The sequence below is a fragment of the Microlunatus soli genome (assembly GCF_900105385.1).
GTDB lineage: Bacteria > Actinomycetota > Actinomycetes > Propionibacteriales > Propionibacteriaceae > Microlunatus > Microlunatus soli.
Window position 1 is genome coordinate 1,162,352 of the sequence record NZ_LT629772.1, and the last position, 16,586, is coordinate 1,178,937.

Here is a 16,586-nt window from a genome sequence, read left to right on the forward strand (position 1 = left end):
TCGCCAACGCAGCGATGTGCGTGCCTGGGCGCCGCGAAACGTCAACAAATTTCAGCAACGCGCCACTAGGCTGCCCGGGTGCCTCAGCCAGGTTGGTATCCCGATCCGGACCGGACCCCCGGTCGCTACCGATTCTGGACCGGTACGGCGTGGTCGGACCGGACGACCTTCGAACCGCCCGCCGGTGCCGGGCAACCCTCCGCCGGACCGCGACCGGCTCGTTCCCGTCGCGGGATGCTGATCGTGATCGCGGCCGTGCTGGTCGTTCTGGTGGTCGTGGTGATCTCCGTCGTCGCGGTGTCCCGGCACCGGGCCGTCGTCGGAGAACCCACCAACGTCCCCAGCTCGACGGTCAGCGGATGGGACGATTCGAGCCCGTACCCGTCGGCCCCGCCGACCAACTCTGCCAGTCCGAGTGCCGACAATTCCGTCGAGCCGGTGCCGTCCGCACACCCCGAGGCCTGCGATCAGTACGTCCCCGGCTCGCCGCCGGACCAGGCCTCTGACGATCGGGTGTCCGGCGGCCGGTTGTCCTTCGCCAAGCTGCCCGCCGACTGGCAGGGTCCCGACCCGGTCTCCCGGTTCCCGTTCAGCCGCGGATCGATGTACCAGCATCAAGCGCTGCCGGAGGAGTTGAGCTGGGAGGCCAGCGCCTACGTCGGCACCAGCACCTATCCCGAGCACAGTGATCTTGATCGGGCCAGCAACCAGCTGCTGCAATGCGTGGCCACCAGCGACTTCTACACCAGCGTCGACGTCAAGATCACCGAGAACAGTGCGAAGTCGATCACGATCGGCGGGAAGCGCGGCGTGCAACGCGACGCCCTGCTGCGCTTCGAACATCCGGACCTGAAGACCACCGGCTCGCGTCTGCGAATCATCCTGGTACAGACCTATCCGATGAGCTACTACTTCCAGGCGGTCCCGAAGGAACGCACCGATCTGATCAAGGAACTCGACGCCGCAACCGCCTCTCTGATGGTCGAGTAGTCCGCAGCCACGACCCCGGGCCCGCGGAACGACCACGATGGTCCCGGACGTCGGGACGCACCCGATCGGACGGGGCGCAGGTCAGACCGCCCACAGGTCAGACGGCCCGCAGCCCGGCAACGATCACGTCGGTCAGCCGACCGAGCTCGGCGTCGTTCATCGGCTCGCGACGGCGGACCAGTCGGATCAGCAGCGGCGCGATCAACAGGTCGAGACCGAGCTCGAGATCGATGTCGGCGGCGAGTTCACCCCGATCGATCGCGCGGGTCAGAACCGTCGACGCCGCGATCCGACGCGGCCGGTCGACCACGTCGTGCAGGGCGGCCTCGAGGTCGCGGTTGCGGCTGGTCTCGACCAGGACGTCGAGGGCGATCCGTCGGATCCGTGGATCGGCGACCTGCGCGTGGATCAGCTCCAGAAAGCCGCGGGCGTCGCCGACCAGCGAGCCGGTGTCCGGAACCTCGGGCAGATAATCCTGTGTCGCGGCGCCGATCAGGTCGACCACCATGGCTTGTTTGGACGGCCAGCGACGATACACCGCGGCCTTGCCGACGCCCGCCGAGCGGGCGACCGCCTCCATCGACATCCGGGCGTAGCCGCCCTCCGCCAGCTGGTCGAACATGGCGGCGCTGATCGCGACCGTCACAGACTCTTGGAGCACCGCAGCTCCTGCCGGTTCCCGCCTGGTCGTCATCGGTCGATGGTATCGCGACGGAACGGTTGCGTTCCATTGCTGACGCGTCTAGCATCGCTAACGACGGAACGGTATCGTTCCATCGTCGCTCGGGGAGAATCAGGAAGCGAAGTCATGAAGATCTATCCGCTGCGCATCGGCCGCACCAAGGTCCCGTACGGTCAGTTCTACGGCGGCCTGCAGGGATTCTCACTCGCCGATTTCGCCGCCGACAAGGACCACTTCATCTGGGTTCCGATCCATGCCTACCTGATCGATCACCCGACCGTCGGCCCTGTCCTGGTCGACACCGGAATCAGCGCCGCGCAGACGGCGCACGTCGACTACTACGCCGGATCGATCATGGAACATGTGATGGACGTCGACGAGTACGCGCTGCCGGCGGACCAGACCATCACCGCCCAGCTGGGTCTGTTGGGCTACCAGCCCGGTGACATCCGCGCCGTGATCATCACCCATTTCCACGAGGACCACATCGGCGAGCTGAACCTCTTCGCGCATGCTCCGGTCTACCTGGGCGCAGCGGAATACGCGGCCAGGAACGATCGCCTCCTCGGTCTGGTGCCGCTGGCCTACCCACCGTCGATCGCGGCCGTCAGCGATTGGCGACCACTCGATTTCACCGGTCCCGGCATCGGCGGATTCGCCGGCTCGGCTGATCTGTTCGGCGACCGGAGCGTGATCGCGTTGCCGACCCCCGGCCACAGCCCGGGCAGCACCAGTGTGCTGGTGGATCAACGGTTCTTGCTCACCGGTGACGCGATGTACACGATCCGGCACCTTGCCGTCGACCAGGTCCGGGCGATCCAAGTGGGCGATGAGTCGCAGTACGTCGACTCGATCCGTCGCATCCATTGGCTCCGGCGAGCGGTACCGGAGTTGATCATCCTGACCGCACACGATCACACCGACTACGGCACCCGGATGATCTCTGGTCTTGCCACCGGAGAGCTGGCCGACGCAGATCTGGCCTGGGCCAAGGCCTACGAGGTCGCGACCTTCGACGAGATGGCGAACCTGAATCCGGCCCGCCTCCCACGGTTCGTTCCGGCGTGCCGCGCCGGTGAGGTCGGCCACGCCGCCTAGCGCAGATTGAGCCGTTCGGCCGTTGTGAGGACTCCCGATGCAGTCCGGTCGCACGGTGCACGAGCGACGGCGGGCCGGGGCCGCCGCGGGCCGCTGATCGTGATCGCCGCCAGTGGCCCGCGGTGGCAGAACGAGTTGCCGGGTCAGGCGAGTCCGACGCCGTCCCGACCTGGCGCGGCGAGCTTGTCGAGCTCGACCCAGACGTCGTCGGGGATCGGCCAGTCCGCCAGCTGCAGCGTCTGTTCGATCCGTTCGGGGGAGGACATCCCGACGACCGTGGATGTGACGCGCGGATCGCGGAGTGAGAACTGTACGGCCGCGGCGGCCAGCGGGACATCGGCCCGCTGACAGCACTCTTCGATCCGTTCGACGCGCGCGATGGTTTCCGGAGAGGCCGGTTGGTAGCAATAGTTCGGTACGGCGCGCGGCCCGCGCACCAACATCCCACCGCCGTACGGGGCGGCATTGACGAACGCCATTCCGCGATCCACCGCGTCGTCGATCAGCGGATCTGCCGAGGAATCGACCAAGGTGTAGCGATTGTGGCTCAGGACGACGTCGAACACGTCCAGGGCGACGTACTGTCGTTCCAGGTCGATCGGCCCTCCGGCCACCCCGATGAAGTCGATCACACCCTGGCTGCGCAGCTCGGTCAATGCCTCGACGCAACCGCCCGGTGCCGTTGCTTCGGCAAAGCTGATCCGTTCGGGATCGTGCAGGTAGACCAGTTGCAGATGATCTTGCCCGAGGCGCTGCAGGCTCTCCTCCACCGACGCCCGCACCCGGTCACCGGAGAAGTCGTCGCTGCCCGGCAGCGGATCCACCTTGGTGGCCAGCAGATAGTCGTCCGGCAGTCCGCCGACCTCGGCGATCGCGCGTCCGATCCGCCGTTCGCTCTCCCCCTCGCCGTAGTTGTTCGAGGTGTCGATGAAGTTCAGCGGACCGGCCAGGGAACGCTTGATCGTCGAGATCGCCTGCTCGGCAGCGACTTCGTAGCCGTACTGTGCGGGGAAGTTGCCCAGCGGGCTGGTGCCGATGCACAGCGGCGTGACGGAGAGGCCGGTCTTTCCGAGGGTGTTTCGTTGCATACGTCGTTCATCCTTGATCATCGGGTCGAAAGGGAACGCAGCTACCCAGCGGGAGCTGCGGTGCTGGCGCGGACCACCAGCTCGGGCGGGACGATGGGTTGGGGTTCCAGTTCATGGTTGTTGATCAGCTGCAGGAGCCGACCGACGCACCGCCGCCCGACCTCGGCGAAGTCGAGTCGTACGGTCGTCAACGGCGGCTGGTAGAAGGCCGACTCCGGGGTGTCGTCGAACCCGACGACACTGATATCGCCCGGCACCGAGACACCTGACTCGGCGAGGGCCTGCAGCACACCCAACGCCGTCTGGTCGTTTGCGACGAACACCGCGGTCGCGTCGGAATCCTGTGCCAGGTGCTTGCCGGCACGGTAGCCGGAGGCTGAGCTCCAGTCGCCGGCGATCGGATCGTGCGCCACCCGTCCGGCAGCGGCCAGTTCCTCGCGCCAGCCCCGCAGGCGGGCCTCGGTACCGAGCCAGCCGGGCGGACCGCTGACCTGGTGCACGGTCCGGTGCCCGAGCTCGAGCAGATGACGGGTAGCCAACCGTGCACCTTCGACCTCGTCGACGGCAACCATGGTGGTGCCGTTGTCGAGGCCAGGCTCGAATCTCACCAAAGGCACGTCGGCGCTCATCCCCTCGACAGCATTCGCTGCCGCGGTCACCGGCGCGATCAGGATCATGCCGTCGACGAAGTCCCGGGTGAAGTTGTCCAACGCCACCCGCATGCTTCCCCGGCTGGCGTCGGCAAGAGTGAGCAAGCTGGTCGTGTAACCGGCCTGCCGAGCGGCCTCGGCGGCCGCGAACAACAGAACCGACGGCCCGTACAGCGAGGTACCGATCGAGATGACTCCCAGGTTCATCGTGCGCCGCGACGCCAGAGCGCGGGCCGACGCATTTCGTCGGTATCCGAGCTGCTCGACCGCGGTCTCCACGCGATGCCGGATCTCGTCGCTGACCAGTGGGCTGCCGTTCAGGACTCGCGACACCGTCTGGTGGGAAACGCCGGCCAGACGCGCTACATCGCGCATCACCGGAGCGCGTCGCTCATCCTCGGGGCGGGTCGGTGTCATCACGTTTCTCCCTTGTCTGCAGGACCCGCCGCATCGGGCCGGCCATCGCGTTGTTGATCATCCACAGTGCTGATCGAGTCACATCCTGATCAGACTGGACCTGATCATGCAGGTTACTGACTAGGCGGCGGCTCCTTCCCGGACGGTTGATCGTCGGTGTCGGCCCAGCGAGCGGACGGCGGCGGAGATCCGTCCGACTCCACCGGCGCTGGACAGGAAGACCGCGAGAATGATCACGACGCCCTGGATCATCAGTTGCGGCTGGGACGAGATGCCGACCAGATTCATGATGTTGGTGATGATGGTGATCACGAAGGTGCCGAGCACCGCACTGATCGGGTCGCCTCGGCCGCCGGCCAGGGACGCGCCCCCGACGACCACGGCGGCGATCGCGCTCAGCTCCTCCCCCTGCCCGATCAGTGAACTTCCCTGCAGCAGCTGTGCCGCCGCCAACAGCCCTGCCAGACCGGCCAGCGCGCCGGACAGGGTGTAGGTGATCAAGAGGTCGCGGGAGACCGGCAGACCGGACAGTCGAGCGGCTTCACGGTTGCCGCCGATCGCGTACAGCCGTCGCCCGAAGGTGCTGAACCGCGCGACATAGGCTGCCACCAGGGTCACCAGGACGAAGATCGTGACAGGGTTGGGCACGCCGAGCAGGTGACCGTCATGGAAGACCGTGACAAACGCCTGATTGTCGATCGAGATGAGGTTGGTCGACTGGATGACGTAGCTCAGCCCTTCGATGGCGATCATGGTCGCCAAGGTCGCGATGAAGGGCGCTATCCGGAGCCAGACGACGGACAACCCGTTACACAACCCCACCAGCGCGCAGCCACCCAACGTGATCAGCACCGCGACGCCCGCCGGAACGCCGGCTCGCAGCAGCAGCGCTGTGACGACGGTCGACAGCGCCATCACCGATCCGACCGACAGGTCGATGCCGCCGGTCACGATCACGAAGAACTGCCCTACCGCCAGGACCGCGACGATGGCCGAGGTGGACACGACGTTGCCGACGTTGCGTGCCGTGAGGAAGTCCGGAGAGGCGATGAAGCCGACGATGATCATCGCCAGCAGCACCAACACCAGATAGCTGCGCGGGAGAAGGCGCCGTACGGTCGGCCGCACCCCACCGGCAGCTTCGGCATCTCGCCGCTCACCGGAGCTCCCTGCATTGTTCGGTTGGTCCATCTTGTTGATCTTGATTGCCATGTCTGCCTCGCATTCGTGATGTCTTCGTTGATCACCCGAAGTGCTGAATGATGGCTCGGCCGTCCGGGTCGATCTCGTCACCGGAGAGATCGGCCACAACATGGCCGCGCACCATGACGAGCACCCGGTCGCACATCAGTGCTTCGGATACTTCGGACGTGGCCAGCACGATCGCGCCACCGTCCTTGGCGAACTCGCGGAGTAGTTCGTAAATGTCTTCCTTGGCAGCGACATCGACCCCGCGGGTCGGTTCGTCGCAGATCAGGATCCGGCTCGAGCGGACCATCCACCGTGCGAGAATCGCCTTCTGTTGCGTGCCTCCGGACAACGTCTTCATCGGCTGTCCGACACCCGAGATCCGCATCCCCAGGCGGTCGGCGAACTGCGCGGCCACCCGGCGTTCCCGGCGATCATCCCGGGCTCCCGCCCGGCTGAACATGGGCAGGCTCGCCAAAGTGATGTTGGCCGCGACGCTCAGCTCAGGAATGAACCCCTGCGATTTGCGATCCTGCGGCAGGAATCCGATCCCCTCGGCGATGGCATGCCGCGGAGTGAGCAGCTTCGTCGGCCTGCCGTCGATCCGTACGCTGCCGGCGTCCCGTCGCCGCGCTCCGGCGAGGCAGCCGGCGACCTCCGACTGTCCGCTGCCGACCAGGCCGACGATGCCCAGCACCTCACCGGCCCGCAGCTCCACGCTGACGTCATCGAACTTGAGGCCTTCGCTCAGGCCGTCCGCTGTCATGATCACGCGGTCGGTCGCACCGGTGCTCAGCCGGGCGGGACGTCCGCCGGCGGCTGCCGCCAGCAGCGGCCGATCGGGGGTCGTCGAGGAGCGAGTGGCCGTCGACGCGGCGGCGCTCGACGATCGCTGCCGGTCAGCCGGCCCGACCGCTGCTTCGTCACCGCCGGAGTCCGCCCCGCCGACCATCGCTGCGACGATCTGCTCGGGCCGGCTACCCGCGATCGGGAACGATCGGACCCGCCGCCCGTCACGCAGCACCGTGACGTCATCGCAGAGCCCGAGCAGCTCGTCCATCCGGTGCGAGATGTAGATCATCGTCACGCCGTCAGCGGCCAGCCGCCGCAGCAGTGAGAACAACCGATCGACATCCGGCGGTGGCAAGGCCGAGGTCGGCTCGTCGAGCAGAACGACGTCGGCCTTGCGATGCAACGCCTTGGCCAGCTCCACACCCTGCTGTTCGGCAACGCTGAGAGTGCCCACCGGAGCACGCACATCAAGATCGAGCCCGACGCGATCGAGCGCGTCGACCGCCCGCCGGCGGGTCTCCCGCCAGTCGATGCCGACGCGCCGCCGAGGCAGGCCGTCGATCAGGATGTTCTCCGCGACCGACAAGGACGGGACCAGGCTGAGTTCCTGGTAGATGGTCTGGATGCCGGCCCGCTGTGCGTCGAGCGGACTGCCCGGGGAGACGGTCCGACCGTTGACCGCGATACTCCCGCTGTCCGGAGTCTCGGCGCCGGACAGGATCTTGACCAGGGTCGACTTGCCGGCACCGTTCTGCCCGGCCAGTGCATGGATGGTCCCGCGGCCGGCTTCAAGATCGACATCCTCGAGTGCCGGGATGCCGAGATAGGCCTTGGAGATCCGTTCTGCCCGCAGCCCGGGCGGATCCGAGCGCTGCTCGCCCGGATCCGCCCCGCGGCTGACCAGCGGCGGTTGATCAATTGACATGCTGACCACCGGCCGTGGGTCGGATGCCGAACCGTTCGGAAGGGATCGTGCTGGTTCGCATCGGCCGATCCAGCATCTGATCGACGGTCAGATAGGCCAGCGCCCAGATCGTCTCGGTCGGGTTGTACCCGTGGTAGCTCGGGAACTGGCCGCCGCCGATCACATACAGGTTGGAGCACTCGTGTGATCTGCCGAACCGGTCCACAACCGAGGTCGCCGGATCGTCCCCCATCCGATGGGTGCCGACCTCGTGCGTGGACAGATGGTAATCGGGACGGGTGGTCTCCTCCCACCAGGTCGTCAGGCCCATCTCGCGGGCGATCGCTCGCTTCTTGGTCAGCAGGAACTCGACGGCCCGGGCATCATGATCACCCCAGCCGTGCGTCATCCGCAGAGCGGGTTGCCCCCAAGGATCGGTACGTCGTGGATCAAGATCGACATACGTCTCCGTGGTGGGGATGTTCGCCGTCTGCGAATACATCGACCAGATGTGGTTGTAGTTGTCCCGCATCCAGTCCTTGAAGCCGCGCCCCCACCGAGGAGCGGTGGCGGGAATGGCGTGCGCGATCTCGATCGGCTGATAGTCACCGGGCCAGGAGATGATCGGCGCACCCCACAACACCGACGGGTCCTGGTCGTGCACCAACTCGCCGCTGAAGTCCTCGATCGAGGTCGAAGCGACCAGCGTTCCCATGTAGGGATTGGACGGCTCCTTGGTCAATCCCATGAAGAACCCGAAGGCATGGGTCATCAGGTGCTTGCCGACCTGACCGTTGCGGTTGATGTCCGAGGCGAGCAGCAGACGGGCGTTCTCCAACGCATAGCAGGCCAGCACGACGCGATCGGCCTCGACCTCGATCGACTCCCCACTGTCGTCGAAGTAGGACACCCCGGTCACCCGGTCGCCGACCGATGTGCGGTTGACCCGATAGACCCGGCAGAAGTCGCGGATCTCCAGGTTTCCGGAGGCGATCCCGGCCGGAAGCGCGGCCACATGGGTTGAGGTCTTGGCGTCGATGTGACACGGGTAACCATGGCAGAAACCGCAGTAGGTGCAGGCCGGACGTCCCTTGAAGGGTTCGGACGCGATGGCGGCGGCCGTCCGGAACGGATGGAAGCCGAGCCGGCGGCAGGCGTCCTCGAAGTCCTGGTCCGCTGCCCCACGACGCAGCGGCGGCATCGGATAGTCGCGGGCGCGTGGCGGCTCCCAGGGATTCTCGTTCAACTCCGGCCGATCGACGACGTTGCTGCCCCGGCCGGAGATTCCGAGCTCCCACTCGGCCTTGTCGTAGTACGGCTCCAGGTCGGCATAGCTGATCGGCCAGTCCACCAGCGTATGGTTCGTCGGCAACGCACCGGCGCCGAGCCGTTCCTCGATGGTGCTGCGCATCCGGAACTCGCTTTCCCGGAAACGCCAGCAGGCGCCACCCCAATGCACCGATCCGCCGCCGGTTCCCAACGAGGGCGGCAGATGGAGCGGGTTCGCCGTACCCAGGGGGCTGTCAGCCCACGGTGCCAAGGACTCGGTCCCGGCACTGTCCTGGCGCCAGGTGAGCGGGTCGGTCTTCATCGACGGGACCAGCGCACCACGAGCGTAATACCGGATCTCGTCCTGCTTCAGCCGGAAGTCCCGGGTCTCGTGTTGCGCACCCTTGTCCAAGCAGAGCACCGAAAGCCCGTCCTGGGCCAGCTCGGAGGCAACGATGGCGCCCGATGCGCCGGCGCCGACGACAATCACGTCGTACTTCTTGGGAGTCACAGTGATCACCGTTCCTTGCCCGGCCGGTCGCCACCGACCGACGATTTTTCCTGCCGTAGTTGAGAACGCAGATCAGCCAGGGTCTTGATCGGCAAGGAATGGCCGTCGAATCCGCGACCCATCTGGTCCTCGCTGTAGCCCCAGTACGCTCCCGGGAAGCCGACCAGCCGCCACCCGACCGCGCCGCGATTCCCGCCGTAGACGGGGTCGCAGAAGAAGCCCTCGATCGTGTGCTCCCGGACCACCGCAAGCAGCCGGACGATCGCCGTGGCTTCACGGCCGTCGACGCCGGCGGCGGCCTCGTGAGGATGATCGAGGAATCGGCCGATCACCTCGTCCTGTGGCTGCTCGCCGAGACCGGCGAACGGGGAACCGAACTCACGGGCGCAGAACGTGTTCAATGCCGCGATCCCCTGCCTGTACAGCAATTGAAGGTCGGAACTGAAGCCTGCGACGGTGCGGTCGATGTAGTACACGACGCCGGCTTCGATGGCGCCCGGATCGTCCGGGCTCCCCGGGATCAGGCGGCCGGTCAGCGCCTCGACCGTGCACGCCTGGTCGTCGCTGAAGTAGGTCAAACCGTCAAGATCGTCGGCAGCTACGACGTGGTCGTCCTCGGCCGACGGTGTCGGATCAGTGATCATCTCTGCTCCTTGGCACGCACATGCGTTTCACGGGGGTCGTAGTACTGGTCGGCGTTGTCCGGCGTGACGACGGTGGTGGGGATGTACTTGGTCCGGCCCGGGCAGGCTGACCGATCGCCGTTGTACGCGGCAACCGCCATCCGGATCGCGGCCACACCCTGGTCGTACGGCTGATTCGACGCCGTTGCCTGCAGCGGGCCGTCGGGCTGGCTCCGCATCTCGCCGACGGCGTTCATTCCACCGTCATAGGAGCCCTCGAGGAGCTTGTCGCCCCACAGGCCCGCCTCCTGCAGGCCACGCCGAACCCCGGCCTGCATCACGTCGCTCTCGTTGTAAACGATCTTCAGATCGGGATTGGCGGTTGCCACGTCCCGGATCGGAGCCAAAGCTTGGTCGGGCAGCCAATGGCCGTAGCGGAACGGCAGCTCGACGGTGTGCACCTTCGGGTAGTCGGCCATCACCGCGCGGTACCCCTTCAGGAAGCCCCGATAGCGCAACTCGCTGAGAACATCACCGGGGAAGCCGCCGAGCCCGACCAGCTTGATCGTCCCGGACTCCCCGTACTTGGCGATGGCCTTCTTGGCGATCTCCCGCCCGGCGAGAGCGCCGGTCGCCACCTGGTCCTCGGCGACGTAGCAGTGCAGCCCCGAGATCAGTTTCGGGTCGAGATTGGAATTGACCGCGACGACGGGAATGCCCGCCGCGTTCAGGTCCTTGATGGCGCTCGCGACTCCGAGCGGATCGTTGGCGTTCAGGACGACGACGTCGACGTTCTTGCTGATCAAGGTCCGAACATCCTGGATCTGCTGGATCGTGCTCTGGTTGGCGTCCAGCACATCCAGCTGAGCCCCCAGCCGCGACGACTCCTGCTGACCGCCGGACACCAGCGTCTTGTACCAGTCGCTGCCGGCCAAGCTGCGCTGCGACCAGCCGATCACCAGCCCTTTACCGGTGACCTTGTCGGCCGGATCGATGGCGGCCGTGGCCCCGCGGCCGCAGCCGGCGAGGATCACGATCATGATCAACACCAGCGAGACCGTCGACACTGTCCGCTTCCGACCGCTTCCGGTGTCGTGCATTCTGATCTTGCGAATCTTCACCGCGACCACCCCCTCGTGGTTGCTGAGGACATCCGGTCAGTCGGCTGCGCCGTCGGTTGCTCGGGCATCGGCAGCCGCGCCGCCGCTGCCGTCGGTCGGGTACCCGGTCGGCGGCACCAGGACCCCGCGGTCGACCAGCGTGGCGATGTTGGTTGCCCGGGTGTTCGCCTCACGTTCCAGCCAACCCTCGGTGGGCGGTTGATCACGGTACTGGTTCTTCGGGTAGATCGGACGGTCGTAGATCGCTCGATACTGCTCGGTCCGCAGATCCTTGAACTGGTTGTACAGACCGTTGGCGATCCGCGCCCGGCGCAGCGCTTCGATGTCGATCGTCGTACAGACGAAGGAGTCCCCGCTGGTCCAGCCGGTCTGCTGGGCGACGATCTGCCCACGATTGTCGACGATCATGGAACGGCCACCGAACAGATCCTGCATGCTGCCGTCGGCGCGGACCTCGGGGCCGAGATTCGGGGCCACCACGTAGGCGGAATTGAACAGGGCGTGAGCCCGGTTCTGCAGCTCCCACATGCCCGACATCACAGCCGGTTCGATCAGCGTCGGCCGGATGATGATCTCCGCGCCGTTCATCGCCAGACCGCGGGCGATCTCCGGGTAGACCCCTTCGTGACAGATCGCGATCCCGATATTGCCGATCTCGGTGCGGGCGACGGGAAAGATCGCCTCCATCACGTCGCCGTTCCCCTTCTTCTCGACGAAGTCGTCCCACACGTCGTGCGGATTCATATTGCCGAGCATCCCGCCCTCGTAGGCGTCACTGGTCGCCTTGTACCGCTTGTAGACGATCTCGCCGCGCGGGTCGATGATGAAGGCGACGTTGAAGTAGCGATCGGGGAAGTCGTCATCGCGCACCATGTACAGCTCGGCGGCGATGTAGGTGTTGAGCTCGCGGGCCTTCTTGGCCAACTCGTCGGTCTCCGGTCCGGGAATCTCCACAGCGAACTGCGCCTCCCGGGCGCGATTACCGGGAGTGTTGGCGATCATCCCCTGGATCGCCATCTCGGGTATCACCACGAGCCGGACCGGGGCACCCTCCCAGGCCCCGACCATCGCGCCGGTGTCCATGAATTCGTTGATGCGCTTGACGTTCTGCAGAGCATCTGCGCGCTCGTTGACCGTGATCGTTCGGGGCGACAGCGCCACCACGACAAACGGGTCGACCATTGCAAGTCCTCCTCGAGTTGCGGGTCCAGTCAGTGTGACCGGTCACATCGCTCGTCGTCAAGGCCCCTCTGCCGCACAGAAGCTCTGGAATTGCTTAATAGCTGGGAAGTCTCACGGTAGACCGCGGCGATTCCCACCAGTCATTGTTACCGCTCTCAGCGCTCGATCCGGTACGTCCACGTCGCGCCACCGCTCGACCGCTCGGGCGTGCACCCCGTGCACCCCGATCCGGCGCCTGCCGCACCGATCGGCGCCACGGTCGCGATCAGAGCGCCAGGTGGTGTGCGATCGGGACACCGGGGCGGTACGGCAGGTGCAGATAGCTCGGAGCGTCCAGGACGGCGAAGTCCGCCCTGGCGCCGACCGCGATCCGGCCGATGTCCTGCCGGCGCAGCGATGCCGCCGAGCCCCGGGTCGCGGCCCACACCGCCTCCTCCGCCGTCATGCCCATCTCGCGTACCGCCAGCGCGATCATCAGCGGTACCGAGCTGGAATTGCAGGTGCCGGGGTTGCAGTCGGTGGCCAGGGCGACGGTGACGCCGGCATCGAGCAGCCGACGGGCATCCGGATACGGCGACCGGGTGCTGAACTCCACACCCGGCAACAAGGTCGCCACCGTGGACGACCCGGCCAGCGCGTCGATATCGACGGCGGTCAGGTAGGTGCAGTGATCAACACTGGCCGCGTCCACCTCGACCGCCAGGGCGGCTCCCGGTCCGGGGCCGAGCTGATTGCCGTGCACCCGGGGCAACAGCCCGGCGGCGATGCCCGCGCCGAGGATCGCGCGGCTCTCCTCCTCGGTGAACGCATGCGGGCTGTGCGGTTCGCAGAAGACGTCGATCCAGCGGGCGTACGGCGCACAGGCCTCCAGCATCGGTCCCCGGACCAGCTCGACATAGCCGGCGCGGTTGTCGCGAGCCTCGGGCGGCACCACGTGCCCGCCGAGGAAGGTGGTCTCGGTGCTGACCTCGCGCGCCAGCCGGAGCATCCGCCGCTCATCGTCGACCGACAGCCCGTAGCCGCTCTTGATCTCCACGGTGGTCGTGCCCTGCCGCCGGCACTCCTCGATCCGCTGCCGGAGCAGGGACCGGAGTTGATCATCGCTGGCCGCGCGGGTCGCTGCTACCGTGCTGGCGATGCCTCCGCCGTCATAGCCGGCCCCGGTCATCCGGGCGGCGAACTCGGCCGATCGATCGCCGGCGTAGACCAGGTGGGTATGGCTGTCGACGAAGCCGGGCAGCAGACAGCGGCCGGCCAGATCGATCTGCCGGTCGGCGGCCGGTGCGGCGGCCGCCGGGCCGATCCAGCTGATCCTGGGTCCCGCGTCGGCTCTCTCCGAGCCTGCCTGACCCGAATCTGCCTGACCCGAATCTGCCTGACCCGAATCTGCCTGACCCGAATCTGCTCGACCCGAACCGGACTCGTAGACCACCGCGGCGTCCGTGATCACCGACAACGGTCCGGTCGCACCCGGTGTCTCCGACTCGCAGCTGACGAGCTCGCCGATCCCGGTGATCACGGTGCTACCCGGATGCTGGTTGTCGCTGGTCATGGCTTCCTCCAGATCGGTTCGATCGCGGCCGTCAGCAATCGGCCGATGTCACCGAGCCGATGCCGATGATCTTCGACGATCACGCTGCCGGAGTTGATCACGGTGTGCACATCGGTGCCGCCGGCGGCAAAGAGCAGTTGCTCCGGGTCGCATCCCGCCGTGCGCGGCGACGTGTCGTCGACCGCCACCAGGTCGGCCCGCATCCCGACGGCGAGCTGGCCGGCGTCCGACCAGCCGATGCTGGCGTGTGCGGTGCCCGCGTCGAGCAGCTCGGTCGGGGTGAAGTTGCCGCGGCGGCCGGTCTGCAACCGTTCGTCGAGTTCCAGCCCGCGCAGTTCCTCGAAGAAGTCGATCATGGCGTGCTGATCGGTGCCGAGGCTCAGGGACGTACCGGCGTCCGCCAGTCCCCGGGTGGGGCCGATCCCGTCGGCCAGGTCCCGTTCGGTGGTCGGGCAGATGCAGGCGATGCTGCGGCTCGCCCCCAGCGCGCGGATGTCGGCCCCGGTCAGATGGGTGGCGTGCACCGCGCTCGTCCGCGGCGACAGGATGCCGGCGTCGGCGAGCAGCTGGGTCGGTGTCCGACGGTAGTGGCCCTGACTGGCTTCGTTCTCGGCAGGCTGCTCGGACAGATGGACGTGCAGCGGACCCGGGCCGGCCGCCGCATCGACGATCCCGAACTGATCGGCCGGCACCGCACGGACCGAATGGATCGCGGCACCGATCCGGGTGTTGTCGTCCTCGGTCAGATCGGCGACCCGGCCTGCCCACCGATCGGCGTCACCGTCACTGAAGCGGCGCTGGACAGCGTCCACGGGCTGATGGCCGTCGGCGTTCAGCCCACCGCTGAGATAACAGGTGTCCAGCAGGGTCAGTCGGACTCCGGCGTCGGCTGCGGCCTGCCGCAGCGCCGCGGCCATCGCGTTCGGGTCGTCGTACGGTGTCCCGTCCGGGCCGTGATGCAGGTAATGGAACTCCCCCACGGCGGTGATACCCGACAGCGCCATCTCCGCGTAGGTGGCCCGGGCCAGGGCGAGGTAGCTGTCCGGGTCCAGCCGTCCGGCGACCCGATACATGGCGGTCCGCCAGGTCCAGAAGCTGCCGCCGTGTTGATCATGGTGATGGGTCCGGCCCCGCAGCGCCCGATGGAAGGCGTGACTGTGGCAGTTGGCGAAGCCGGGCAGCACTACCCCGGGCAACCGCCGAGCCTCTGCGGCCGGCACCCCCGCACTGATCGCAGCCCAGCGACCGTCCTGCTCCTCCAGCCGGACCGAATCGGCCGGACCGTCGGGCAGGATCGCGTGTTCGGCCCAGTAGGTCGTCATCCGACCAACTCCCGTAGCACTGTCGTCAACGCCGCGACGCCGGCGTGGCAGTCGTCCAGCTCAGCGAACTCGGCCGGCGAGTGGGAGATCCCCGTGGGATTGCGGACAAACAGCATGGCCGCCGGAATCCCTGCAGTGGAAAGGATCCCCGCGTCGTGACCGGCGCCGGTGCCGAGCATCGGAGTCTGCTCCCCCAACGTCGTACGGAGCCGCTGCGCCAGCGGCTCGTCGAACACCGTCGTCGCGGTCCAGGACTCCTCTCCGACCGTGCCCCCGAGATCTTCGACGGTCCCGGTCAGGTCGGCGATCGCGGCGCGGACATCGGCCTCCACCGGCCCGCGGGCGTCCAGCCAGGCGGTGACCCGGCTCGGGATCGCGTTGACGCCGTTGGGTTCGACGTCGACCTTGCCGACGGTGGAGACGCAGCCGTGTCGTTCGGCGACCTGTCGGGCCGACTGCACCGCGGTTGCCAACGCGAGCATCGCATCGTGCCGGTCGTCGAGGCGGGTGGTGCCGGCGTGATTGGCCTCCCCCGGCAGGTCGAGTCGCCAGCGACCGTGCGGCCAGATGTCGGTGCCGACCGCAACGGAAGAGTCGAGGTCGATCAGCCCGCGGCCCTGCTCGACGTGCAGCTCGACGAAGCCGGCGACCCGGCGCAGGGTCTCGTCGTCGCGACCGACGTCACCGGGTGTACGGCCGGCCGATCGGAGGGCCTCGGCCATGCTGATCCCGTCGTTGTCGGTCAGCGCCAGCGCACGATCAGCGGTCATCGCACCGGTGATCACCCGGGACCCGGCGCAGGCGACACCGAACCGTGCGCCCTCCTCGTCGACGAGGTTGACCACCCCGATCGGCCGGGCCGGCTCGAACCCGGCTGTCCGGAGTTGATCGATCGCGGCCAGTGCACTGATCACCCCGAGCGGACCGTCGTACGCGCCACCGTCCGGCACCGAGTCCAGATGCGAGCCGGTGACGATGCCCGGCTGCGTGTCCGGGTCACCCCACCAGGCCCACTGGTTGCCGATCCGGTCCTCGACCAGCTCCAGACCTCGGAGCCGGCACTCGCCGGCGAACCATTCCCGCAGGGTCGCGTCCTCACCGGTCCAGGCGTAGCGGCGGTAGCCACCGCTGTGCCGGTCCCTCCCGATCGGCTGCAACGCGGCCCACATCGGGTCGAAGGTGTTGTTCATGATCATC

Annotated in this window: 14 protein-coding genes; 2 read left to right on the forward strand and 12 right to left on the reverse strand. The window is 67.3% G+C overall.

Annotated elements, in window-relative coordinates:
* Nucleotides 1-78 precede the first annotated feature (78 nt).
* Nucleotides 79-990, forward strand: a complete 912-nt coding sequence (locus tag BLU38_RS05430) for a DUF2510 domain-containing protein (protein ID WP_091521069.1) — start codon at nt 79-81, stop codon at nt 988-990.
* Between the two features lie 97 nt (nt 991-1,087).
* On the opposite strand, the gene BLU38_RS05435 is transcribed toward BLU38_RS05430, so the two are convergent.
* On the reverse strand, nt 1,088-1,684 hold the full coding sequence (locus tag BLU38_RS05435; RefSeq protein ID WP_091521073.1) for a TetR/AcrR family transcriptional regulator: 597 nt from the start codon (nt 1,682-1,684) through the stop codon (nt 1,088-1,090).
* Between the two features lie 114 nt (nt 1,685-1,798).
* On the opposite strand from BLU38_RS05435, the gene BLU38_RS05440 reads away from it, so the two are divergent.
* On the forward strand, nt 1,799-2,770 hold the full coding sequence (locus BLU38_RS05440) for an N-acyl homoserine lactonase family protein (RefSeq protein WP_157683227.1): 972 nt from the start codon (nt 1,799-1,801) through the stop codon (nt 2,768-2,770).
* A gap of 143 nt (nt 2,771-2,913) precedes the next feature.
* Here the strand turns inward: BLU38_RS05440 and BLU38_RS05445 are convergent, their stop codons facing one another.
* The 11 genes from BLU38_RS05445 to BLU38_RS05495 all read right to left on the reverse strand — a co-directional run bounded on the left by BLU38_RS05445 (nt 2,914) and on the right by BLU38_RS05495 (nt 16,579).
* A complete protein-coding gene (locus BLU38_RS05445) occupies nt 2,914-3,858 on the reverse strand; it encodes an aldo/keto reductase (RefSeq protein ID WP_091531972.1) in 945 nt (314 codons plus the stop codon).
* Nucleotides 3,859-3,899: 41 nt separating this feature from the next.
* Nucleotides 3,900-4,925 (reverse strand): LacI family DNA-binding transcriptional regulator, encoded by a 1,026-nt coding sequence (locus tag BLU38_RS05450; RefSeq protein ID WP_231920186.1) that lies wholly within the window; start codon nt 4,923-4,925, stop codon nt 3,900-3,902.
* 120 nt (nt 4,926-5,045) lie between these two features.
* Nucleotides 5,046-6,137, reverse strand: coding sequence for an ABC transporter permease (locus BLU38_RS05455; RefSeq protein ID WP_197680003.1), 1,092 nt, complete (start codon nt 6,135-6,137; stop codon nt 5,046-5,048).
* Between the two features lie 31 nt (nt 6,138-6,168).
* Nucleotides 6,169-7,830, reverse strand: a complete 1,662-nt coding sequence (locus tag BLU38_RS05460) for a sugar ABC transporter ATP-binding protein (protein ID WP_091521081.1) — start codon at nt 7,828-7,830, stop codon at nt 6,169-6,171.
* On the reverse strand, nt 7,820-9,598 hold the full coding sequence (locus BLU38_RS05465) for a GMC family oxidoreductase (RefSeq protein ID WP_197680004.1): 1,779 nt from the start codon (nt 9,596-9,598) through the stop codon (nt 7,820-7,822). The genes BLU38_RS05460 and BLU38_RS05465 overlap by 11 nt, the downstream gene beginning before the upstream one ends.
* Complete coding sequence (locus BLU38_RS05470) at nt 9,595-10,233, reverse strand: gluconate 2-dehydrogenase subunit 3 family protein (protein ID WP_091521085.1); 639 nt, start codon at nt 10,231-10,233, stop codon at nt 9,595-9,597. The genes BLU38_RS05465 and BLU38_RS05470 overlap by 4 nt, the downstream gene beginning before the upstream one ends.
* The gene (locus tag BLU38_RS05475; RefSeq protein WP_197680005.1) at nt 10,230-11,333 is read right to left on the reverse strand and encodes a sugar ABC transporter substrate-binding protein; all 1,104 of its coding nucleotides are present in this window, start codon (nt 11,331-11,333) and stop codon (nt 10,230-10,232) included. Before BLU38_RS05475 ends, BLU38_RS05470 begins: the two co-directional genes overlap by 4 nt.
* A 36-nt stretch (nt 11,334-11,369) precedes the next feature.
* Nucleotides 11,370-12,515, reverse strand: coding sequence for a nitrilase-related carbon-nitrogen hydrolase (locus BLU38_RS05480; RefSeq protein WP_091521088.1), 1,146 nt, complete (start codon nt 12,513-12,515; stop codon nt 11,370-11,372).
* Nucleotides 12,516-12,780: 265 nt separating this feature from the next.
* Entirely contained in the window at nt 12,781-14,067 is a 1,287-nt protein-coding gene (hutI, locus tag BLU38_RS05485; protein ID WP_091521090.1) for an imidazolonepropionase, read from the reverse strand.
* A complete protein-coding gene (locus BLU38_RS05490; RefSeq protein ID WP_091521093.1) occupies nt 14,064-15,389 on the reverse strand; it encodes a formimidoylglutamate deiminase in 1,326 nt (441 codons plus the stop codon). Before BLU38_RS05490 ends, hutI begins: the two co-directional genes overlap by 4 nt.
* Nucleotides 15,386-16,579 carry an allantoate amidohydrolase gene (locus BLU38_RS05495; RefSeq protein ID WP_197680169.1) on the reverse strand — a complete coding sequence of 398 codons (1,194 nt, stop codon included), beginning with the start codon at nt 16,577-16,579 and terminating at the stop codon, nt 15,386-15,388. The genes BLU38_RS05490 and BLU38_RS05495 overlap by 4 nt, the downstream gene beginning before the upstream one ends.
* Nucleotides 16,580-16,586 lie beyond the last annotated feature (7 nt).